This window comes from Arthrobacter sp. HMWF013 (assembly GCF_003061105.1).
GTDB lineage: Bacteria > Actinomycetota > Actinomycetes > Actinomycetales > Micrococcaceae > Arthrobacter.
This window is the reverse complement of record NZ_QAIQ01000029.1, coordinates 1-18,915: the sequence shown is the minus strand read 5'-3', so window position 1 is coordinate 18,915 and position 18,915 is coordinate 1. Positions and strand designations below refer to the sequence as shown.

At 65.5% G+C, this 18,915-nt stretch carries 17 protein-coding genes and 1 pseudogene; 12 read left to right on the top strand and 6 right to left on the bottom strand.

The features are described from left to right. From DBR22_RS01425 to DBR22_RS01380, 10 genes and pseudogenes are all read left to right on the top strand, one after another. Nucleotides 1-202: pseudogene (locus tag DBR22_RS01425) on the top strand (hypothetical protein); the annotation flags it as partial. Nucleotides 203-208: 6 nt separating this feature from the next. Continuing rightward, nucleotides 209-1,198, top strand: a complete 990-nt coding sequence (locus tag DBR22_RS01420; RefSeq protein ID WP_108597451.1) for an HAD-IIA family hydrolase — start codon at nucleotides 209-211, stop codon at nucleotides 1,196-1,198. Nucleotides 1,199-1,207: 9 nt separating this feature from the next. Continuing rightward, the gene (locus DBR22_RS01415; protein WP_108597450.1) at nucleotides 1,208-1,438 is read left to right on the top strand and encodes a hypothetical protein; all 231 of its coding nucleotides are present in this window, start codon (nucleotides 1,208-1,210) and stop codon (nucleotides 1,436-1,438) included. Nucleotides 1,439-1,440: 2 nt separating this feature from the next. Beyond that, nucleotides 1,441-2,253, top strand: a complete 813-nt coding sequence (locus tag DBR22_RS01410; protein WP_108597449.1) for a TlyA family RNA methyltransferase — start codon at nucleotides 1,441-1,443, stop codon at nucleotides 2,251-2,253. Between the two features lie 13 nt (nucleotides 2,254-2,266). Then, on the top strand, nucleotides 2,267-3,292 hold the full coding sequence (locus tag DBR22_RS01405; protein WP_108597448.1) for an NAD kinase: 1,026 nt from the start codon (nucleotides 2,267-2,269) through the stop codon (nucleotides 3,290-3,292). 3 nt (nucleotides 3,293-3,295) lie between these two features. Continuing rightward, nucleotides 3,296-5,035 (top strand): DNA repair protein RecN, encoded by a 1,740-nt coding sequence (gene recN / locus DBR22_RS01400; protein WP_108597447.1) that lies wholly within the window; start codon nucleotides 3,296-3,298, stop codon nucleotides 5,033-5,035. 99 nt (nucleotides 5,036-5,134) lie between these two features. Next, nucleotides 5,135-6,880: a CTP synthase gene (locus tag DBR22_RS01395; RefSeq protein WP_108597446.1), complete on the top strand. Its 1,746-nt coding sequence runs from the start codon at nucleotides 5,135-5,137 to the stop codon at nucleotides 6,878-6,880. 26 nt (nucleotides 6,881-6,906) lie between these two features. Further along, nucleotides 6,907-7,569, top strand: a complete 663-nt coding sequence (locus DBR22_RS01390; protein ID WP_108597445.1) for an NUDIX domain-containing protein — start codon at nucleotides 6,907-6,909, stop codon at nucleotides 7,567-7,569. Next, nucleotides 7,569-8,567, top strand: a complete 999-nt coding sequence (xerD, locus tag DBR22_RS01385; RefSeq protein ID WP_375134861.1) for a site-specific tyrosine recombinase XerD — start codon at nucleotides 7,569-7,571, stop codon at nucleotides 8,565-8,567. The genes DBR22_RS01390 and xerD overlap by 1 nt, the downstream gene beginning before the upstream one ends. Before the next feature lie 2 nt (nucleotides 8,568-8,569). Next, entirely contained in the window at nucleotides 8,570-9,055 is a 486-nt protein-coding gene (locus DBR22_RS01380) for an 8-oxo-dGTP diphosphatase (RefSeq protein ID WP_108597444.1), read from the top strand. A gap of 222 nt (nucleotides 9,056-9,277) precedes the next feature. Here the strand turns inward: DBR22_RS01380 and DBR22_RS01375 are convergent, their stop codons facing one another. From DBR22_RS01375 to DBR22_RS01360, 4 genes are all read right to left on the bottom strand, one after another. Beyond that, a complete protein-coding gene (locus DBR22_RS01375; protein WP_108597443.1) occupies nucleotides 9,278-10,417 on the bottom strand; it encodes a bifunctional 2-methylcitrate synthase/citrate synthase in 1,140 nt (379 codons plus the stop codon). Nucleotides 10,418-10,478: 61 nt separating this feature from the next. Beyond that, the gene (gene prpB / locus DBR22_RS01370; RefSeq protein WP_108597442.1) at nucleotides 10,479-11,384 is read right to left on the bottom strand and encodes a methylisocitrate lyase; all 906 of its coding nucleotides are present in this window, start codon (nucleotides 11,382-11,384) and stop codon (nucleotides 10,479-10,481) included. Continuing rightward, nucleotides 11,385-12,905, bottom strand: a complete 1,521-nt coding sequence (locus DBR22_RS01365) for an MmgE/PrpD family protein (protein ID WP_108597441.1) — start codon at nucleotides 12,903-12,905, stop codon at nucleotides 11,385-11,387. A gap of 9 nt (nucleotides 12,906-12,914) precedes the next feature. After that, nucleotides 12,915-13,553, bottom strand: a complete 639-nt coding sequence (locus DBR22_RS01360; RefSeq protein ID WP_108597452.1) for a GntR family transcriptional regulator — start codon at nucleotides 13,551-13,553, stop codon at nucleotides 12,915-12,917. A 190-nt stretch (nucleotides 13,554-13,743) separates the two neighbouring features. Here DBR22_RS01360 and DBR22_RS01355 point away from each other — a divergent pair, with 190 nt between their 5' ends. Next, nucleotides 13,744-15,645, top strand: coding sequence for a propionyl-CoA synthetase (locus DBR22_RS01355; RefSeq protein ID WP_108597440.1), 1,902 nt, complete (start codon nucleotides 13,744-13,746; stop codon nucleotides 15,643-15,645). A 1-nt stretch (nucleotide 15,646) separates the two neighbouring features. Here the strand turns inward: DBR22_RS01355 and DBR22_RS01350 are convergent, their stop codons facing one another. Both DBR22_RS01350 and DBR22_RS01345 read right to left on the bottom strand, forming a co-directional pair. Further along, complete coding sequence (locus DBR22_RS01350) at nucleotides 15,647-16,360, bottom strand: response regulator (RefSeq protein ID WP_108597439.1); 714 nt, start codon at nucleotides 16,358-16,360, stop codon at nucleotides 15,647-15,649. Next, the gene (locus DBR22_RS01345; protein ID WP_108597438.1) at nucleotides 16,357-17,997 is read right to left on the bottom strand and encodes a sensor histidine kinase; all 1,641 of its coding nucleotides are present in this window, start codon (nucleotides 17,995-17,997) and stop codon (nucleotides 16,357-16,359) included. Before DBR22_RS01345 ends, DBR22_RS01350 begins: the two co-directional genes overlap by 4 nt. Before the next feature lie 141 nt (nucleotides 17,998-18,138). Here DBR22_RS01345 and DBR22_RS01340 point away from each other — a divergent pair. Next, a partial coding sequence (locus DBR22_RS01340; protein WP_146187328.1) for a dicarboxylate/amino acid:cation symporter occupies nucleotides 18,139-18,915 on the top strand: 777 nt, incomplete at its 3' end.

The window sequence follows — 18,915 nt, the reverse complement described above, 5'->3', positions numbered from 1 at the left end:
ACTCGATGACGTTGACTCCGGCTACTTCGAATCCGACGATGCCGAGTCCGATGAGGATTCCGTGGAAACGGACGAACTGGAGCCCGGCACATCGGAGCACGGCGACGCCCAAAACAACGATCAGCACGGCGAAGACGAGCACCACGAAGAGGCGAACGCAGACCGCGACGACACCGGCCACTCCGAAGGACGGGACAGCTAACCGGCTATGACTGCAGTTCCACTGATTTCCCTGTTCGATGCGCTCCTGGCGGACCTGGACGGCGTGGTCTACGCCGGCCCGCACGCCATCCCGGGCGCTGTGGACTCGCTCCAGCAACTGGCCGGATTGGGGATCGGCCTCGGCTACGTCACCAACAACGCATCCCGTTCTCCCGCGCAGGTGGCGGCGCATCTCCGTGACCTCGGGGCGCCGGCTGAAGACGAGCAGGTGGTCAGTTCCTCGCAGGCTGCGGCTGAGCTGCTGGCTTCCTTGCTGGCCCCGGGAGCGAAGGTTCTGATCACCGGCAGCCCAGCGCTGGCGCAGGAAATCGAACTGGTGGGACTGACCGCAGTCCGAAGCCAGGCTGAAGATCCAGTGGCTGTGGTCCAGGGCTTCAGTCCTGACATCGGCTGGAAGGATTTGGCCGAGGCGACATACGTGGTGTCCGCGGGTGCGCTCTGGGTGGCCACCAATACGGACATGTCCATTCCCCAGGCCCGGGGGATCGCCCCCGGCAACGGCACACTCGTGGCGGCTGTCGCGGCCGCCACCGGTCAGCGGCCGCAGGTTGCGGGCAAGCCGGAGGCACCCCTCTTCCACGCTGCCGCGAAACGGCTCGCCGCGGACCGCCCGCTGGTTGTGGGTGACAGGCTGGACACTGACATCCTGGGCGGCAACAACGCCGGCTTTTCCACGGTGGCCGTCCTCACCGGCGTGGACACACGGGAAACGATCCTGGCGGCACGGACAGCCGAACGGCCGGATTACCTCATCGCTTCCCTGAGCGACCTCCACTATCCCTACCCTGATATTGACCAGACCGACGGCATCTACCGCTGCGGCCGCGCCACGGCGCAGGTCACCGGCCAGACCGTGAGCATCCAGGGTGCCGAAGATGACCTGGACTCGTGGCGTGCCGCGTGCGCGGCGTGGTGGACCGCCGTCCCGGAAACCGCCGAGGCCGTGGCGCCAAAACTCGAATGGCGCACTCATTAGACTGGTCCAATGACTGAGCTGAACCAAAAGAACGAACCCGAAGCAGCCCAGCCAACGCCTGACTGGCCCGCAGCAACCGCAGACGGCATCGACGATCCTTCCGTGGCGGCTATCGTGACCGCGCTTGACGGGGTCCAGGCCTTGCCTGTGGCGGAGCACGAAACCGTTTACAGTGAGCTGCACGATGCCCTGCTCCAGGCCCTGAATGAAGACGCCCCGCTGGGCGAGGGCAGGTCCTGAGCGTGGCACGGCTCGACCAGGCCCTCGTTGCGCGCGGGCTGGCCAGGTCCCGGACGCACGCGGCCGCGCTGATCGCCGAGGGCAAAGTGAGTTCCGCCGGGCAGGTCCTTTCCAAGGCGTCCCTCCAGGTGGACGAGGACAAGGAACTTGCCGTCCAGCACACCGAGGAAGACAGCTACGTCAGCCGTGCCGGCCACAAACTGGCCGGCGCGCTGGATGCTTTCCCGGACGTCGTCGTTGCGGGAAAGAGATGCCTGGACGCAGGGGCCTCCACCGGCGGCTTCACCGAAGTGCTGTTGCGCAGGGGTGCGGCGCACGTGGTGGCGGTCGACGTCGGGCACGACCAGTTGGTCCCGCAACTGCGCAGCGATCACCGGGTCGCCGTGCATGAGGGCATGAACGTCCGGTACATGACGCCGGAGGACATCGGCGGACTGGCCGAACTGACCGTTGCCGATCTCTCCTTCATCTCATTGACCCTGGTGGTCCTGCCGCTGGCACTGTGTACCAGGCCGGGCGGCGACCTGGTGCTGATGGTCAAGCCACAGTTCGAGATCGGCAAGGACCGTCTGGGGCGGACGGGCGTGGTGAATTCCGAGCGGGAACGCCGGATGGCAGTGGAAAAGGTCGCCAACGCAGCGCTCGACGCCGGCATGGACTTGCGCGGTTTGGCGGCCAGCCCGCTGCCGGGCCAGGACGGAAACGTCGAATACTTCCTGTGGATAACGCGCAGGATGACTCAAGACCTGCCTAAGATCGAAGAGCGCCACGCAGCCATTGCGAGGCTGCTTGGAACAATCTGGCCGAACCACTAGAAAGCGGAACCCGATGAGCAGGCGAGTACTTGTCCTTGCCCACACTGGCCGCGAGGAAACATTGAAGGCTGCCTGGGAAGCGTGCGCCCAGTTGCATGACTCCGGCATTGTCCCCGTCATGCAGGAATCCGAACTCGCAGACATGGAGAGATTCTTCGGGCACCTGACACAGCCCGTCGAGGTCCTGCATGACCACGTGATGCTGCCGGACGTTGAACTGGTGATGGTTCTCGGCGGGGACGGCACCATCCTGCGTGCCGCGGAACTCGTCCGGGAAGTGGACGTGCCCCTGCTCGGCGTGAACCTCGGCCACGTGGGCTTCCTGGCCGAAAGTGAGCGCGCCGACCTCGCCCAGACGGTGGAATGGATTGCCCGCCGCGACTACACGGTGGAAGAGCGCATGACCATCGACGTCCAGGTCTGGGTCCGCGGCCAGAAAATCTGGCACACCTGGGCGCTGAATGAAGCCGCCATCGAAAAGGGCAACCGCGAACGGATGCTGGAGGTGGTAACCGAGGTGGACGAGAGGCCGTTGACCTCCTTCGGGTGCGACGGCGTGGTGCTGGCCACTCCTACGGGCTCCACTGCCTACGCATTCTCAGCCGGCGGCCCGGTGGTCTGGCCTGAGGTGGAAGCCCTGCTGATCGTTCCCATCAGCGCCCACGCGCTGTTCGCCAAACCGCTGGTGGTCTCTCCCCGCTCGCGGCTGGCAGTGGAAGTCCTCAACCGCACTGATGCCCAGGGTGTCCTGTGGTGCGACGGCAGGCGCTCGGTGGACCTGCCGCCCGGAGCGCGCGTGGAAGTCACCAAATCTGCCACGCCGGTCCGGCTGGCCCGGACCCATCAGACGCCGTTCTCGGCCCGGCTGGTCCGCAAGTTCGAGCTCCCCATCCATGGCTGGCGGGGGCCCGTTCCCCAGTCGGAAGCCATCCACACCGGGCCCATTCCCATCGTCCGGACGCCCCGGCCCATGCCGCCGCTCCAGGTACCCTCCGGGGACCATCCAGACGACGAAACCGATCCCGCGACTGCAAAGTGAACCATGCTTGAAGAACTGAGAATCCGCGATCTGGGCGTCATCACCGACGCCACCCTGCCACTTGGCCCGGGCCTGAGCGTCGTCACGGGCGAAACCGGTGCCGGCAAAACGATGGTGGTCACCGCCGTCGGCCTCCTCCTGGGGGCCAGGTCCGACGCCGGAGCCGTCCGAAGCGGGGCCAAGAGCGCCACCGCGGAAGCCGTCCTCAAGCTCGACGCGGGGCACGCCGCGGTTGCCCGGGCACTGGAAGCGGGGGCGGACGTTGAAGAGTTCGACGGCGGCGCTGAACTCATCCTTGCCCGTCGCCTCGGTGCCGACGGGAGGAGCCGTGCATTCCTGGGCGGACGTGCCGCCCCGGTGGGCGTCCTCGCCGAAATCGGCGAAACCCTGGTGGTGGTCCACGGCCAGTCGGACCAGATCCGGCTGAAGGGCGCCGCGGCCCAGCGTGGCGCCCTGGACAAGTTTGCCGGTGAGGCGCTGGCCGGTCCGCTGGGAACCTATCAGGGGCTGTACAGCCACTGGAAGACCAGCCAGGCCGAACTGGAATCGCTTCGCAGCGCGGCGCGGGACAGGCTTCGCGAAGCTGAGTCGCTGGAAGCCGCCCTGGCCGAAATCGATGCTGTGGATCCGCAGCCGGGGGAGGACGAGTCCCTCAAAGCCGAAGCAGTGAAGCTTGCCAACGTCGAAGAACTGAGGATCGCCGCCAACACCGCACATCAGGCGCTGATCGCCGAGGACTACGGCGACGCAGGGGACGCCACCACGTTGGTGGATGCCGCCAAACGGACCCTTGAACATGTGGCGGAGCACGATGCCGAGCTGGGGCAGGCCGCCGCGCGGCTGGCCGAAGTAGGCTTCCTGCTCAACGACATCGCCACTGAGCTGGCCAGCTACCAGGCGGGCCTGGACTCGGAGGGGCCGGAACGGCTCGCCGAGATTGAGGGCCGGCGCGCTGACCTGGCCAAGCTGGTCCGCAAGTACGCGCCCAGCATCGACGAGGTACTGGTCTGGGCAGAAAATGCCCGGGTCCGTTTCGATGAACTGCAGGACGATTCGAGCAGGATCGAGGCGCTGGAGGCGGACGTGGCCCGCACTGAGGCCGAGCTCCAGAAGCAGGCAGCGGCCGTCAGCAAGATCCGGGCCAAAGCTGCCAAGGACCTCTCCGGCCGCGTCAGTGCCGAGCTCAAGGCGCTGGCCATGGCTGATGCCACGCTGGTGATCACCCGGGAGGCCGCAGCCCATCTGATGCCCTACGGGGCCGACGAGATCACGTTCCTACTGCAGCCCCATTCGGGCGCGCCCGCGCGTCCGCTGGGCAAGGGCGCATCCGGCGGCGAACTCTCCCGCGTGATGCTCGCCATTGAGGTGGTGCTTGCCGCCGTGGATCCGGTGCCCACGTTTGTTTTCGACGAAGTGGATGCGGGCGTCGGCGGCAGGGCCGCCGTCGAGATCGGCCGCCGGCTGGCCATGCTGGCACAGCACGTCCAGGTCCTGGTGGTCACCCACCTGCCCCAGGTTGCCGCCTTCGCGGACCAGCACATCACCGTCACCAAAACTTCGGTCAGGGGAGCCGACGGCGGCACAGCCACCGGCTTCACGTCCAGTGATGTTCGCCTCCTCGACGGCCCCGAACGGGTCATTGAGCTCGCCCGGATGCTGGCCGGCCAGGAGGACTCTGAATCAGCCCGGGCCCATGCCCAGGAGCTGCTGGACGACGCAAAGCTGCTGCCGCAACGGGCCTAGGAACAGGCCCGGGGGCGTCAACCCCTTGATCGCAGGGGGTGATGCCCTGCACACTGGAGCATTTGGGGAACAGTTCCTGATCCGGGAAAGGCTCAATTGATGATAGGCTCAAATTCCGTGGTGCAGCGATCAAATTCCCGTGTAAATTCCCGGTTCCCGGGCTCATCCAAGACGACCAAACACATCTTCGTAACCGGTGGTGTGGCGTCCTCGCTCGGTAAGGGACTGACGGCTTCAAGCCTCGGTCACCTGCTGCGGGCTCGCGGCCTGTCTGTAACAATGCAGAAGCTCGATCCGTATCTGAACGTGGATCCGGGCACGATGAACCCCTTCCAGCACGGCGAGGTCTTCGTTACTGACGACGGCGCCGAGACCGACCTGGACATCGGGCACTACGAGCGCTTCCTCGACGAAAACCTCGAGGGCTCGGCAAACGTCACCACCGGTCAGGTCTACTCGACCGTGATCGCCAAGGAACGCCGTGGCGAATACCTGGGCGACACCGTCCAGGTCATCCCGCACATCACCGATGAGATTAAACGCCGCATGCGGCTGCCCGCCGAGGGCAAGAACGCGCCGGACGTCATCATCACCGAAATCGGTGGAACCGTGGGCGACATCGAGTCCCAGCCCTTCCTCGAATCAGCCCGCCAGGTCCGCCAGGACATTGGCCGTGGCAACGTCTTCTTCGTCCACGTATCTTTGGTCCCGTACATCGGACCTTCGCAGGAACTGAAGACCAAGCCGACGCAGCACTCCGTGGCAGCCCTGCGCTCCATCGGCATCCAGCCGGAGGCCATTGTGATCCGCTCGGACCGCGAAGTCCCCGAGCCCATGCGCGCCAAGATCGGACGCATGTGCGACGTCGATATCGAAGCGGTCATCGGCTGCCCGGACGCGCCGAGCATCTACGACATCCCCAAGACCCTGCACACCCAGGGCCTGGATTCCTACATCGTCCGCGCCCTTGACCTGCCGTTCAAGGATGTTGACTGGACCAGCTGGGACAAACTGCTCGAAGCAGTCCACAACCCCAAGCACCACGTGGAAATCGCACTGGTGGGCAAGTACATCGACCTGCCCGACGCCTACCTTTCCGTGACGGAGGCCCTGCGGGCCGGCGGCTTCGCCAACGAAACCAAGGTCAAGATCCGCTGGGTGCCGTCCGACGAATGCGAAACCCACGAGGGCGCCGTTGCGTCTTTGGATGGTGTGGACGCCATCTGCGTGCCCGGCGGCTTCGGCATCCGTGGCCTGGAAGGCAAGCTGGGCGCCCTGAAGTATGCGCGGGAAACACGGCTGCCTGTGCTGGGCCTGTGCCTGGGCCTGCAGTGCATGGTGATCGAATACGCCCGGAATGTGGTGGGCCTTGAGGGCGCATCCTCCAGCGAATTCGAGCCGGACTCCAAGTACCCCGTCATCGCCACCATGGAAGAGCAGCTGGACATCGTCGAGGGTAAGGGCGATCTCGGCGGCACCATGCGCCTGGGTCTGTACGAGGCAAAGCTCGACGCCGGCTCCGTCATCGCCGAGACCTACGGCACCACCGAAGTCAGCGAGCGGCACCGCCACCGTTACGAGGTCAACAACAAATACCGCGAGCAGATCGCGGCCCAGGGCCTTGTCTTCTCGGGAACGTCTCCGGACGGCAAGCTGGTCGAATACGTCGAGCTGCCGCGCGAAGTCCACCCGTACTACGTAGCCACCCAGGCGCACCCGGAACTCAGCTCGCGTCCCACCCGGCCGCACCCACTGTTCGCCGGTTTGGTCAAGGCTGCATTGGACCACCAGAACGCACAGGACGTGCTGGCCGTCAAGCCCGTACGCACGGTTGCCGCCAAGTAAATACCGACGACCCTGAGGACGGCGCGATGCCCGGAATTCCTGAAACCCCCTCTGCTGCCCGGAGGGTTTCGGATGCACTGAGCCCGCGCCGTCTTCTGTCTACGGAAAAGGTCTACGAAGGCCGGATCTGGGACGTTGTCAGCGACAGCTTCAAGCTCAGCGAGACCGGCGATGCCCTGACCCGCGACTACATCGACCATCCGGGCGCTGTGGCTGTCCTGCCGATGAACAGTGCCGGTGAGGTCCTGCTCATCAAGCAGTACCGCCACCCCGTGGGCATGGACCTGTGGGAAATCCCGGCCGGCCTCCTGGATGTGGAGGGTGAGGACTTTGTGGTGGGCGCTGCCCGCGAACTTGCCGAAGAGGCGGACCTTGCAGCCGGGCAGTGGAACGTCCTGGCCGACTTCTTCAACTCTCCCGGGTCCTCCAGCGAGGCCATCCGGATCTACCTGGCCCGTGAGCTCACGGACATTCCCCACCACGAGCGGCACGAACGTACCGACGAGGAAGCCGAGATCGAATTCCACTGGATCAGCCTTGACGACGCCGTCGCGTCAGTCCTGGCGGGCCGGCTGCACAACCCTTCCGCCGTCGTCGGAATCCTGGCGGCCGCCGCAGCGCGTGCTGACGGCTTTGCCGGGCTGCGTCCCGCGGACGCACCCTGGCCTGCGCACCCCAGCCAGCGTTAATGTCCGCGGAACCCATGGCCGAGGCTTCCCCGGCAGAGCAGGCCACTCCACCTGCCGCGCCGCCCACAGCCATCGACCGCGCCATCACGGAGTACCTCCAGCACATGGGCGTTGAGCGGGGGCTTGCACTGAACACGCTCTCGGCCTACCGCCGCGACCTGACACGGTACGCCCGCTACCTTGCAGCCGAGGGCTGCCAGGCCCCGGACCAGATCACCCGCCATCACGTCACCGGCTACGTCATGGCCCTCACGGACGGATCCGACGGCGGCACGGCCCTGGGCATCAGATCGGCCGCCAGGACGGTGGTGGCAGTCCGGGGACTGCACAAGTTCTGGGCCCTCGAAGGACTCACCCCTACCGATCCCGCCAGCGACGTCCATCCGCCCCTGCCAGGCAAAAGACTGCCCAAGGCCATCAGCGTGGATGAAGTCACCAGGATCCTGGAGGCGGCCGGAGCCGACACCGCCACCGGACTCCGGGACCGCGCCCTGCTGGAGTTCCTCTACTCCACCGGCGCCCGGATCAGCGAAGCCGTGGGCCTGGACGTGGACGACATTTCGCTTCAGGAGCCGGAATCCGGCCCGGCCATTGTCCGGCTCTTCGGCAAGGGCTCGAAGGAACGGCTCGTCCCGCTCGGATCCTATGGGGCGCGGGCACTGGACGCCTACCTGGTGCGCGGCCGCCCGTTGCTGGCCGCGAAAGGCAAAGGAACACCCGCGCTTTTCCTGAATGCCCGCGGCGGAAGAATCAGCCGACAAAGTGCCTGGACCATCCTGAAGGCGGCGGCGGACAAAGCCAACATCACCAAGGACGTCTCCCCGCACACCCTCCGGCATTCCTTCGCGACACACCTGCTCGAAGGGGGCGCAGACGTCCGCGTGGTGCAGGAACTGCTGGGCCACGCCTCCGTGACCACCACCCAGGTCTATACGCTTGTCACGGCCGAGACCCTTCGTGAAATCTACGCCGCCGCCCACCCCCGGGCACTGGGCTAGCCATGGCAGGGGTGCCGGTCACGCTGTGCTTCCTGACCCGTGAGGTCGACGGTGTGCCCCAGGTCCTGCTGGGGCTGAAAAAGACCGGTTTCGGCCGCGGCAAAGTGGTGGGCCTGGGCGGTCACGTGGAACCGGGAGAATCCGACGCCGAAGCCGCGTGCCGCGAAGTCCACGAGGAATCCGGCGTGGTGGTCCTGCAGGAAGACCTCCGCGACGCCGGCGTGGTCACCTTCGACTTCCCGGCCCGCCCCGAATGGAACATGAGCACACGGCTGTTCGTCGCGGCCCGCTGGGCCGGCGAACCCGCCGAAAGCGCGGAGATCCTGCCGGAATGGTTCGACGTCGGAGCCTTGCCGGTGGAGCGCATGTGGCAGGACGCGGCGCACTGGCTGCCCCTGGCGTTGAGCGGAACGGTGCTGCGCCTGACGGTGGTCCTCAATGGCGACAACGAAACCGTGCGGGAAGTCCTGGACTACTCAAACCTCTGAGGCAACGGACTCCAAGGAAGCCCACCATTGGCAACGCGGGGTCACTTTTAGCCCGAAAAACCTCAATCATCGGGCCAGGAGTGACCCCGCGTTGCGGTTACCCCCGGACCGCGGATCCGCGGATCAGGGGATCCACGAAGAGCGCCGACGGCGGCGGGCCGGCCACCCCAAAAGGTGACCGGCCCGCCGTCGGCTGTGCCGTCGTCGTACGTTTCCGTCCGATCAGGGGACGTGCCGCTCCTCAACACCGTTGTATTCGCTCAGCGGGCGGATCAGCGAATTGGAATCGAGCTGCTCCATGATGTGGGCCGTCCAGCCGGTGATACGGCTGGCGACAAACAGGGGAGTGAACGTCTGCGTATCGAAGCCCATGAGGTGATAGGTGGGACCGGCAGGGTAGTCGAGGTTGGGCTTGATGGCCTTCGCCTCGTCCATCGCCTGCTCAAGGCCGTTGTACAGTCCCAGGAGCTCTGGGCGGCCGTAATGGGCGATCATTTTGTCCAGGGCAGCCTTCATGGTGGGCACGCGGGAGTCGCCGTGCTTGTAAACGCGGTGCCCGAAGCCCATGACCTTCTTCTTCTGCGCCAGGGCATCCTCCATCCACGCCTTCGCGCGGGTGGCGGCCTCCTCGAGGGACTCTTCGGAACGGATCCCGATCTCATCGAAGGTGTGCATGACTGCCTCGTTGGCGCCGCCGTGCAGCGGACCCTTCAGGGCCCCGATGGCGCCGGTGACTGCCGAGTGCAGGTCCGAGAGGGTGGAGGTGATGACGCGCGCCGTGAACGTGGAGGCGTTGAAGGAGTGCTCGGCGTACAGGATCATCGAGACGTTGAACGCCTCCACAACCTCCGGCACCTGTTCCTCACCGAAGGCCATCCAGAGGAAGTTGGCAGAGTACCCCAGGTCATCTCGGGGTTCCACTGCCTCCTGCCCGTGGCGGCGGCGCTGGTCGTAGGCAACCACTGCGGGCATCGCGGCGAAGAGATCCACGGCCTTGGCCATGTTGGCCTCGCGCGAGGAATCCTCCGCCAGCGGGTGCCGGGCCCCCATGACCGACGCCGCAGTCCGGCAGACATCCATGGGATGCGAGCTGGTGGGGAGCGCATCGACCACCTGCTTCACTACCGGGTCCAGGGCGCGCCCGGCCCGTTCGCGTGCGGTGAACTCCGCCAGCTGTTCAGCAGTGGGCAGTTCACCGTTCCACAACAGGAACGCCACTTCCTCAAAACTGCACCTCGCGGCGAGCTCCTGCACCGGATAGCCCCGGTACAGCAGGGAATTGGTGTCGGGGTTGACCTTCGAGACGGAGGTGTAGTCCACCACGACGCCGGCGAGACCCTTTTTGATGTCCTGTTCAGCCATGCTGAAACTCCTTTGTTCCTGTCGCCAGTTGTGCCGGCCGGAGCCGGAGATGTGGGGTGGGTCAGTTGGTTCCGGGGATCTGGAAATTGAAGACCCCCGTATCGAAACGGTTGTAGGCCTCATAGTCAACGAGGTCATACAAGCGCGAACGGGTCAGCATGTGTGAGACCTGTGCCTCCTGGGTTCCGTCTGCCTTAATCGATTCCAGAGTACGCTCCGCGGCCCCCATGGCACTACGGAGGAGGGTCACCGGATATATCACCATGTTGACGCCGACGCCGGCGAGCTGCTCCACGGTGAAAAGGTCGCTCTTGCCGAACTCGGTCATGTTGGCCAGGACCGGCACGTCCACCGCGTCGCGGATGGCCTGGAACTCGGACAGGTCCTTCATGGCCTCCGGGAAGATGGCGTCAGCTCCGGCCTCCACCAGCGCCTTTGCCCGGGACTGCGCCGCTTCCAGACCGTCCGTGGCGCGGATGTCGGTCCTGGCCATGATGAGGAAGTTCGGGTCGCGGCGGGCATCTGCTGCCGCCCGGATGCGCTTGGTGGCTGTATCCAGGTCCACCACGTTCTTGCCGTCCAGGTGGCCGCAGCGTTTCGGGTTGAACTGGTCCTCGATGTGGCAGCCGGCCAGGCCGGCGTTTTCGAGCTCCTGGATGCTGCGGGCCACGTTCATGGGCTCGCCGAACCCGGTGTCCGCATCCACCAGGCAGGGCAGGTCAGTCATCCGGGCGATCTGCCCGGCCCGGGTGGCCACCTCGGTGAGTGTGGTCAGACCGATGTCCGGCAGGCCAAGATCGTTGGCCAGGACAGCGCCGGAGATGTACACACCGGCGAAGCCCTTTTCCTCGATCAGCCGGGCAGAGAGCGGGTTGAAGGCACCCGGGAACTGGGCGATGGTACCGGAGGCCAGGAGTTCGCGGAGTCGGAGGCGCTTCTGTTCGGGCGTGGTGCTGGAGTAGAGCATTTAGAACAGCCCCTGGGGTGCGTTGCTCAGGTCGATGACGCCGGGCGCTGCCGTGATGTTCAGCTGGTCCAGCTCGCCGGGGCCAAGATCCGGAAGGCTTTCGGCCGCTGCGAGGAAACGCTCGATCTCCGCTTCCTCAACCAGTCCTGCGGCCAGACTGCGGAACTTGTTGATGTACTGCTGGCGGGCGAAGGGCCGTGCACCGAGCGGGTGGGCGTCGGCCACGGCGATCTGGTCGGTGATGACCGTGCCGTCGTTAAGGGTGATCTCCACAGATCCGCCGAAGGCCTTCTCTGCGATGTCCAGGGAGTGGTAGCGGCGGGTCCACTCCGGATCCTCCTCCGTAGTGACCTTGTGCCACAACTCCACGGTGTCCGGCCGGCCGGCGCGTTCGGGGGAGTATGAGTCGACGTGGTGCCAGGATCCGTCCTGCAGGGCGACGGTGAAGATGTACGGGATCGAGTGGTCCAGGGTTTCACGGCTGGCGGTGGGGCTGTACTTCTGCGGATCGTTCGCGCCGGAACCGATCACGTAGTGCGTGTGGTGGCTGGTCTTGATCAGGACCGACTTCACGTTGGCCGCATCCGTGGTTTCCGGGTGTTCCCGGTGAAGCTTCCGGGCCAGGTCAATCCAGGCCTGGGCCTGGTACTCGGCGGAGTGTTCCTTGGTGTAGGTGTCCATGATGGCGCGCTTGGCCTCGCCGGCCTCCGGCAGCGGGACCTCGTAGGAGGCGTCGGGGCCGTCCAGCATCCAGGCGATCACACCGTCTTCGCCTTCATAGATCGGGACCGGGGAGGTCTGGCCGCGCATGGAACGGTCCACGGCTTCCACTGCCATCTTGCCGGCGAAGGCGGGTGCATGGGCCTTCCAGGTGGAGATCTCGCCCTTGCGGGACTGACGGGTGGCCGTGGTGGTGTGCAGTGCTTGGCCGACTGACTGGAAGATGGTCTCGACGTCGAGGCCCAGGAGGGTGCCGATGCCGGCAGCAGCGGACGGGCCAAGATGCGCCACGTGGTCGATCTTGTGCTTGTGCAGGCAGATCGCCTTGACCAGGTTGACCTGGATTTCGTAGCCGGTGGCGATGCCCCGGATCAGGTCCTTACCACCGGCACCAACGTGTTGTGCGACGGCCAGGATGGGCGGGATGTTGTCCCCGGGGTGGGAATACTCAGCGGCCAGGAACGTGTCGTGGTAGTCCAGTTCGCGGACAGCGACGCCGTTGGCCCAGGCCCCCCACTCGGGGGAAACCCGGTCGGTGATGCCGAAGACGCTTGCACCCTTGCCGTTGGTGGTCGGTGAATGTGTCAGGGCCTGTGCCCGGGCTGCAACGATGGGGCCGCGGTTCAGGGAGGCGATGGCAACGGAGGCGTTGTCGATCACCCTGTTGATGACCATTTCGGTGACCTCGGCGGTCACCTCCACAGGATCGGCGGCAACAACGGCGATCTTGTGCGCCAGCTGGTCCTCGCGGGCGAGGTTCTCTTCGCTTTTGTAGACACGGACGTGGTTGAGCTTGACCATGGTGCTCCTCTAATGCGGGATGTGGGTTGCTTTGACGTGGGAAAGGCTGCGGTGCAGATGCAGGGTGGTGGCCGCTTCGGCGAGCCTGGCGTTGCCGGCGGCTATGGCTTCGGCGATCGCCGCATGTTCGAGGGCTGCGGCGTGGAGGCGCTGGGCGTCGTCGGCGGCGAGGCGGCGGACCCGGACCAGATGGATGCGCAGGCTGCGCATCGCCTGGGCGAGGTAGGAATTTGAGATGGCGGAGTCGATGGCTTCATCGAGCCGGCCCACCAGGGCGTAGTAGGCGTGCAGGGCAGGATCTGCGCCGGTGATGAGTTCCGGCGCACGGAGCAGTTCGGCGTGCAGTTCCTCGAACACTGCGCGCTCGCCGCGTTCGGCGGCCAGCGACGCCGCACGGCCCTCCAGGGTTTCACGCAGTTCGAACATCTCGTCGATGTCCTCCAGGGAGATGTCGGTGACGACGACGCCGCGGCCGCCCGCCGCCGTCAGCCCTTCTGCGCTAAGCCGGCTGAGCGCCTCCCGGAGCGGCGTGCGTGAGACTCCGAGGCGTTCCGCCTGCTCCACCTCTTGCAGGACGGTTCCCGGGGCGAGGCGCCATTCAATGATGTCATCGCGCAGTGCGGCGTAGGCCTTGTCGCTGGCTCGCATCACTGCCTCCTTCATTGGTTGGCTGACCGGGTGTGACGTTTCTTAGTGTATACACAGTCAGCGGATTTGGCCAGCAATTTTGAATCTATCCGCTATTGCGGTTGTTCTGTGTATACATTGGCCCTTGTGCGGTGCTGTGTCACCGGGCTAGCATGGGCCCCATCACAATGTCGTGGACAGGATGCAATTCATGGTTACCAAGAGCTACCAGGACAGCTACGGACAGAGCCTGGCGAAACCCGAAGACTTCTGGCTGGATGCTGCCGCGAAGATCTCCTGGACCGAACCCCCGCAGCAAGCTGTCGATTCCAGCACGGCGCCCTTGTTCCGGTGGTTTCCTGACGGCGTCCTGAACACTTCCTACAACGCCCTTGACCGTCATGTGGAGGCCGGGCGCGGAGACCAGGATGCACTCATCTATGATTCCGCGATGCTGGGGATCCAGCAACGGTTCACCTATGCGGAACTCACCGGGCTGGTGGCCCGGTTCGCGGGTGTGCTCCGCCGCCACGGAGTCGGCAAGGGCGACAGGGTGGTCATCTACATGCCGATGATTCCGGAAGCAGCCATCGCGATGCTTGCCACAGCCCGGCTGGGGGCGGTGCATTCGGTGGTGTTCGGCGGCTTTGCGCCCAAGGAACTGGCGTCCCGCATCAAGGACGCCGCTCCGGCCCTGGTGGTGACCGCGTCCGGCGGGATAGAGCCCTCCCGCCGGATCGAATACCTTCCCGCGGTCGCGGAAGCACTGCAGCTGGCCGGAGTATCTGACCTCCCGGTGATTGTCAGGTCGCGGGAGGGCTTCGCGTCCCCACTGTCGGACCACGCCGGCTGGCTGGACTGGGACGCCGAAATCGCCTCGGCGGAACCGGCAGCACCCGTGGACGTCAAAGCAACGGACCCGCTTTACATCCTCTACACGTCGGGAACCACCGGCAGCCCCAAGGGAGTGGTGCGGGACAACGGCGGCCATGCCGTGGCGCTCAGCTGGACCATGGAAAACATCTATGACATCGGCCCCGGCGACGTGATGTGGACAGCCTCCGACGTCGGCTGGGTCGTGGGGCACTCCTACATCGTCTACGGCCCCTTGCTGGCCGGGGCCACCACAGTCCTCTATGAAGGCAAGCCGGTGGGCACGCCTGATGCCGGGGCATTCTGGCGCGTGATCGGGGACCACAAGGTCAACGTGCTGTTCACCGCGCCCACGGCGTTGCGGGCCATCCGGAAGGCCGATCCCGAGGCCAGGCTGCTGCAGGATCATGACATCTCCAGCCTGCGGACACTCTTCGCGGCGGGGGAGCGGCTGGACACCGATACCTTCCATTGGGCATCGCAGTCCCTGGGCGTGCCGGTGGTGGATCACTGGTGGCAGACAGAGACCGGCTGGGCCATCTGCGCCAACCCGCGGGGGCTGGAGCAGCTCCCCATCAAGGCGGGTTCCCCCAGCGTTCCGATGCCGGGGTTCCGGCTCAACATCGTCGACGGCCTGGGGGAGGAGGTCGCCGCCGGGAAAGAGGGCAACATCGTGCTGGGGCTGCCGCTGCCGCCCGGAACGCTGACCACGCTGTGGGGCGACGACGAACGCTATATCTCCTCTTACCTGCAGGCATTCGAGGGTGTCTACGCCACCGGCGATTCGGGCTACCGGGACGACGACGGCTACGTATTCGTGATGGGACGCACTGACGACATCATCAACGTGGCAGGACACCGGCTCTCCACCGGTGCCATGGAACAGGTCATCGGACAGCACCCGGCGGTAGCTGAGTGTGCGGTGATCGGCCTCGCGGACCCGTTGAAGGGTCAGCGTGCCAGCGGCTATGTGGTGCTGAAGTCCGGGGTCGACGTGGCTGAAGACATCCTGGTCAAGGACCTCATCGCGCTGGTCCGCCGGGACATCGGAGCTGTGGCGGACTTCAAGCATGTGGCAGTGGTGGAGGCCCTGCCCAAGACCCGCTCGGGCAAGATCCTCCGCAAGACCATGCGTCAGATTGCCGATGGCGAGGAGTACGTGGTGCCGTCCACTATCGAGGACGCCGGCGTGATCGACCAACTGATCGGGACCCTGCGCCCGGGGGCAGCCGGGCACTGAGTCAGCGGCCGCTCCAGCGGTATTCGTTCTCCGGCCGGCCCGGAGTGCCGTACCGCGGCATCCGCGAGACCGTTCCGGCGTCCGCCAGGTACTCGAGGTAGCGCCGGGCGGTAACCCGGGACATGCCCAGCGCCGCCATGACCTCTGTCGCGGAGACGGCGTCGGCCTGCTGTTTCAAATAGTCCTGGACGGACCCGAGGGTCGACACTGACAGCCCCTTCGGGAGCGGCAGTTCCGACGGCGCCCGGAGGCTCGCGAACGCCTGGTCCACCTCGCTCTGGGAAGCCCCCGTCCTGCCGCCGCCGGCCTCCGGTGAGGCAAGCTGCTGCCGGAAAAGGCGGTAGCTTCCCAGCTTGTCTGCGAAAGTAGCGAATGTGAAGGGCTTGATGAGGTACTGGACGACGCCGATCGCCACCGCACTGCGGACAATCGCCAATTCGCGGACGGCCGTGATGGCGATGATGTCCGCCAGGATCCCTGCCGCGCGCATCCGGCGGGCAATGTCGAGTCCGTGGAGGTCCGGCAGGTTCATGTCGAGCAGGACGAGCTCCACAGGGTCGCCGGAGGCCTGGAACTCGGACAGGAGCCGCAGGGCGGACTGCCCATCCGGAGCTGTACCAGCGAGCTTGAATCCCGCCAGCCTGCCCACATAGGCTGCGTGCGCCGCGGAGGCGACGGGTTCGTCCTCAACAACGAGGACGCGGATATCGCTCACTGGAACTCCTCCTCTTTGTCGGGGCCGGTTGCCACACCCGGCAGGAAGACATGGAATTGCGCACCGTCCGTGCCTGTGATCGTCATGGTACCGTCCAGCCGCTGGACGGCCTGCCGGACGAGGGCCAGGCCGATGCCGCGCCCGAACGGACCGGAGGCCTTGGTGCTGAAACCGTGCCGGAAAATATCGTCGACGGCGGCGGGGTCCACGCCGGCGCCGGAATCCTTGACGGTGATGTCCAGGCCCTCAGCGTCCGACTCCACCGTCAGCTCAACTTTCTTGGGTGCGGCACCATCTGCAGCCGCGTCGATGGCGTTGTCCAGGAGGTTGCCAAGGATGGTGACAAGGTCCTGGATCGCCAGTCCCGCGACGGACGCAGACCCCTGGGTGGCGAGCGTCAGCTTCACCCCGCGTTCGTTGGCTTCGGCTGCCTTCCCCATGATGAGGGCGCTGAGGACCGGCTCATCGACCGAACTGACCATCTCGTCCGTGAGCTGCTGGCTGAGTTCCAGGTCCTGGGTGGCGAACTCCAGCGCCTCACCCGTGCGGCCCAGCTCAAGAAGCGAAACCATGGTGTGGAGCCGGTTGGCGTGCTCGTGCGTTTGCGCCCGCAGGGCGTCAGAGAGGGTCCGCATGGTCTGCAGTTCGCTGCCAAGGGCTTCAATTTCGGTGCGGTCCCTGAGGGTGGCCACCGTTCCGTAGACCGGAGTCCTGCCGCGCAGGCCCGGGCGTACCGGGCCCTTGGCAGGTCCTTGGTTGACCACCAGGATCCGTGAACCGGTCAGCACAATTTCGTCATGGGCGATGCGTCCGGATTCGAACAGCCCCCGCAGGCCCTCGTCCAGTGGCAGTTCGGACAGGGACGGCGGCCGGGTGGGGTCGTTGCTGCTCCGCTCAGCCAGGCCGAGCAGTTCTGCGGCCTGGTCGTTGTACATCACCACGCGGCCTTTGGTGTCGATGAGGATCAGCCCCTCCCGCACTGAGTGGAGCACGGACTCGTAGTAGGCGAAGAGCTGCGCCAACTGCTCCGGGCCCCAGCCCCGCGTGACCCTGCGGAGGTAGCGCCCTAGGAACCATGAGGCCAGCGATCCGCCGATCAACAGAATGAGGCCGATCGCCAACAGCGCCGGCAGCCGGCTTGCGAAGGCGACGTCGACTGTCCGGACCGTGACACCGGCAGCCACCAGCGCCCTCACGTTATTGTCCGGGTCCAGGACCGGAACGATGGTGCGCACTGACGGTCCCAGGGTTCCCGCGGTCACCTCAGTGAACACTTCGCCCCGGAGGGCAGCGTCGATGGTGCCGATGTAGGGCCGGCCGAGTTCCTCACTGCGCGGATGCGTCCAGCGGGTCCTGTCCGGCGCCATGATGGTGAGGAAATCAATTCCGGCGCCGTCCATGACCTTCAGGGCGTAGGGCTGCAGTGACGCGGAAGGATCCTGCTGGTCGGCAGCCTGCAGGACCAGGGGATTGGCGGCCACAGAGGCCGCCACACCGGCCATACGCAGCCCGGCCTCCTCATAGGCGCGGTCCCGGGCGTCGAGAAAGGTCGCGGTACCCACGATCGCAATGAAGGACAGCACGATCAGCAGGTTGGCGACAAACAGCCTGCGGGCGATACTCCAGCGGTGGATCATCAGTACCTCCCATGACCAATATGAACGCAACGGTGAGCTGCGTCACGGCGTGCCCAATGATGGATATCACACCGGACCGACGCGAAGAGCCCAGAGACTGCGCCGCAGCGTCTACCAGATTATCCACAAAGGAGACACATCATGGCCTCTCAACGAGGAGAGTCAGCAGCGCCTGCAAAGGCCGCCCGCAAGGGCCTGGACAAATCCCACTACCTCTACATCGCCGTCATTGCCGCCGTCATCCTGGGCGCCGTGATCGGTCTGCTGTTCCCCGAAGTCGGAAAATCCCTGAAGCCGCTGGGTGACGGCTTCATCAAGCTGATCAAAATGATGATTGCGCCGATCATCTTCTGCACCATCGTCCTGGGCATCGGCTCCATCGCCAAGGCAGCCACAGTGGGCAAAGTGGGCGGCCTCGCTTTGGGCTACTTCGTACTCATGTCCACCTTCGCCCTGGGCATCGGCCTCGTGGTGGGCAACCTGATCCACCCGGGAGAAGGCCTGAAGCTTGCGCCGTACGACCCCAATAAGAAGGCTGAAGTAGACAGCACCGTTGCCTTCCTCCTGGGCATCATTCCGGGCGATATTCCCGTCCTGCCGACACTCTTCGCCGCCATCCTCGTGGGCTTCGCCCTCCAGAAAATGGGCCCGCAGGCCGCCCCGATCCTCAAGGCGATCGGCCACGGCCAGGTTCTTGTCTTCCGCATCCTGATCATGATCATGTGGCTTGCCCCGGTGGGTGCCTTCGGTGCCATCGCCGCCGTCGTCGGAGCCACCGGCTTCCAGGCTATTGTCAGCATGTTCACTTTGATGGCCGCCTTCTACATCACGTGCGCCCTGTTCATCGTCATCATCCTCGGCGGACTGCTCCAGATCGTGACAGGCGTCAATATCTTCAAGCTCATGAAGTACCTGGGC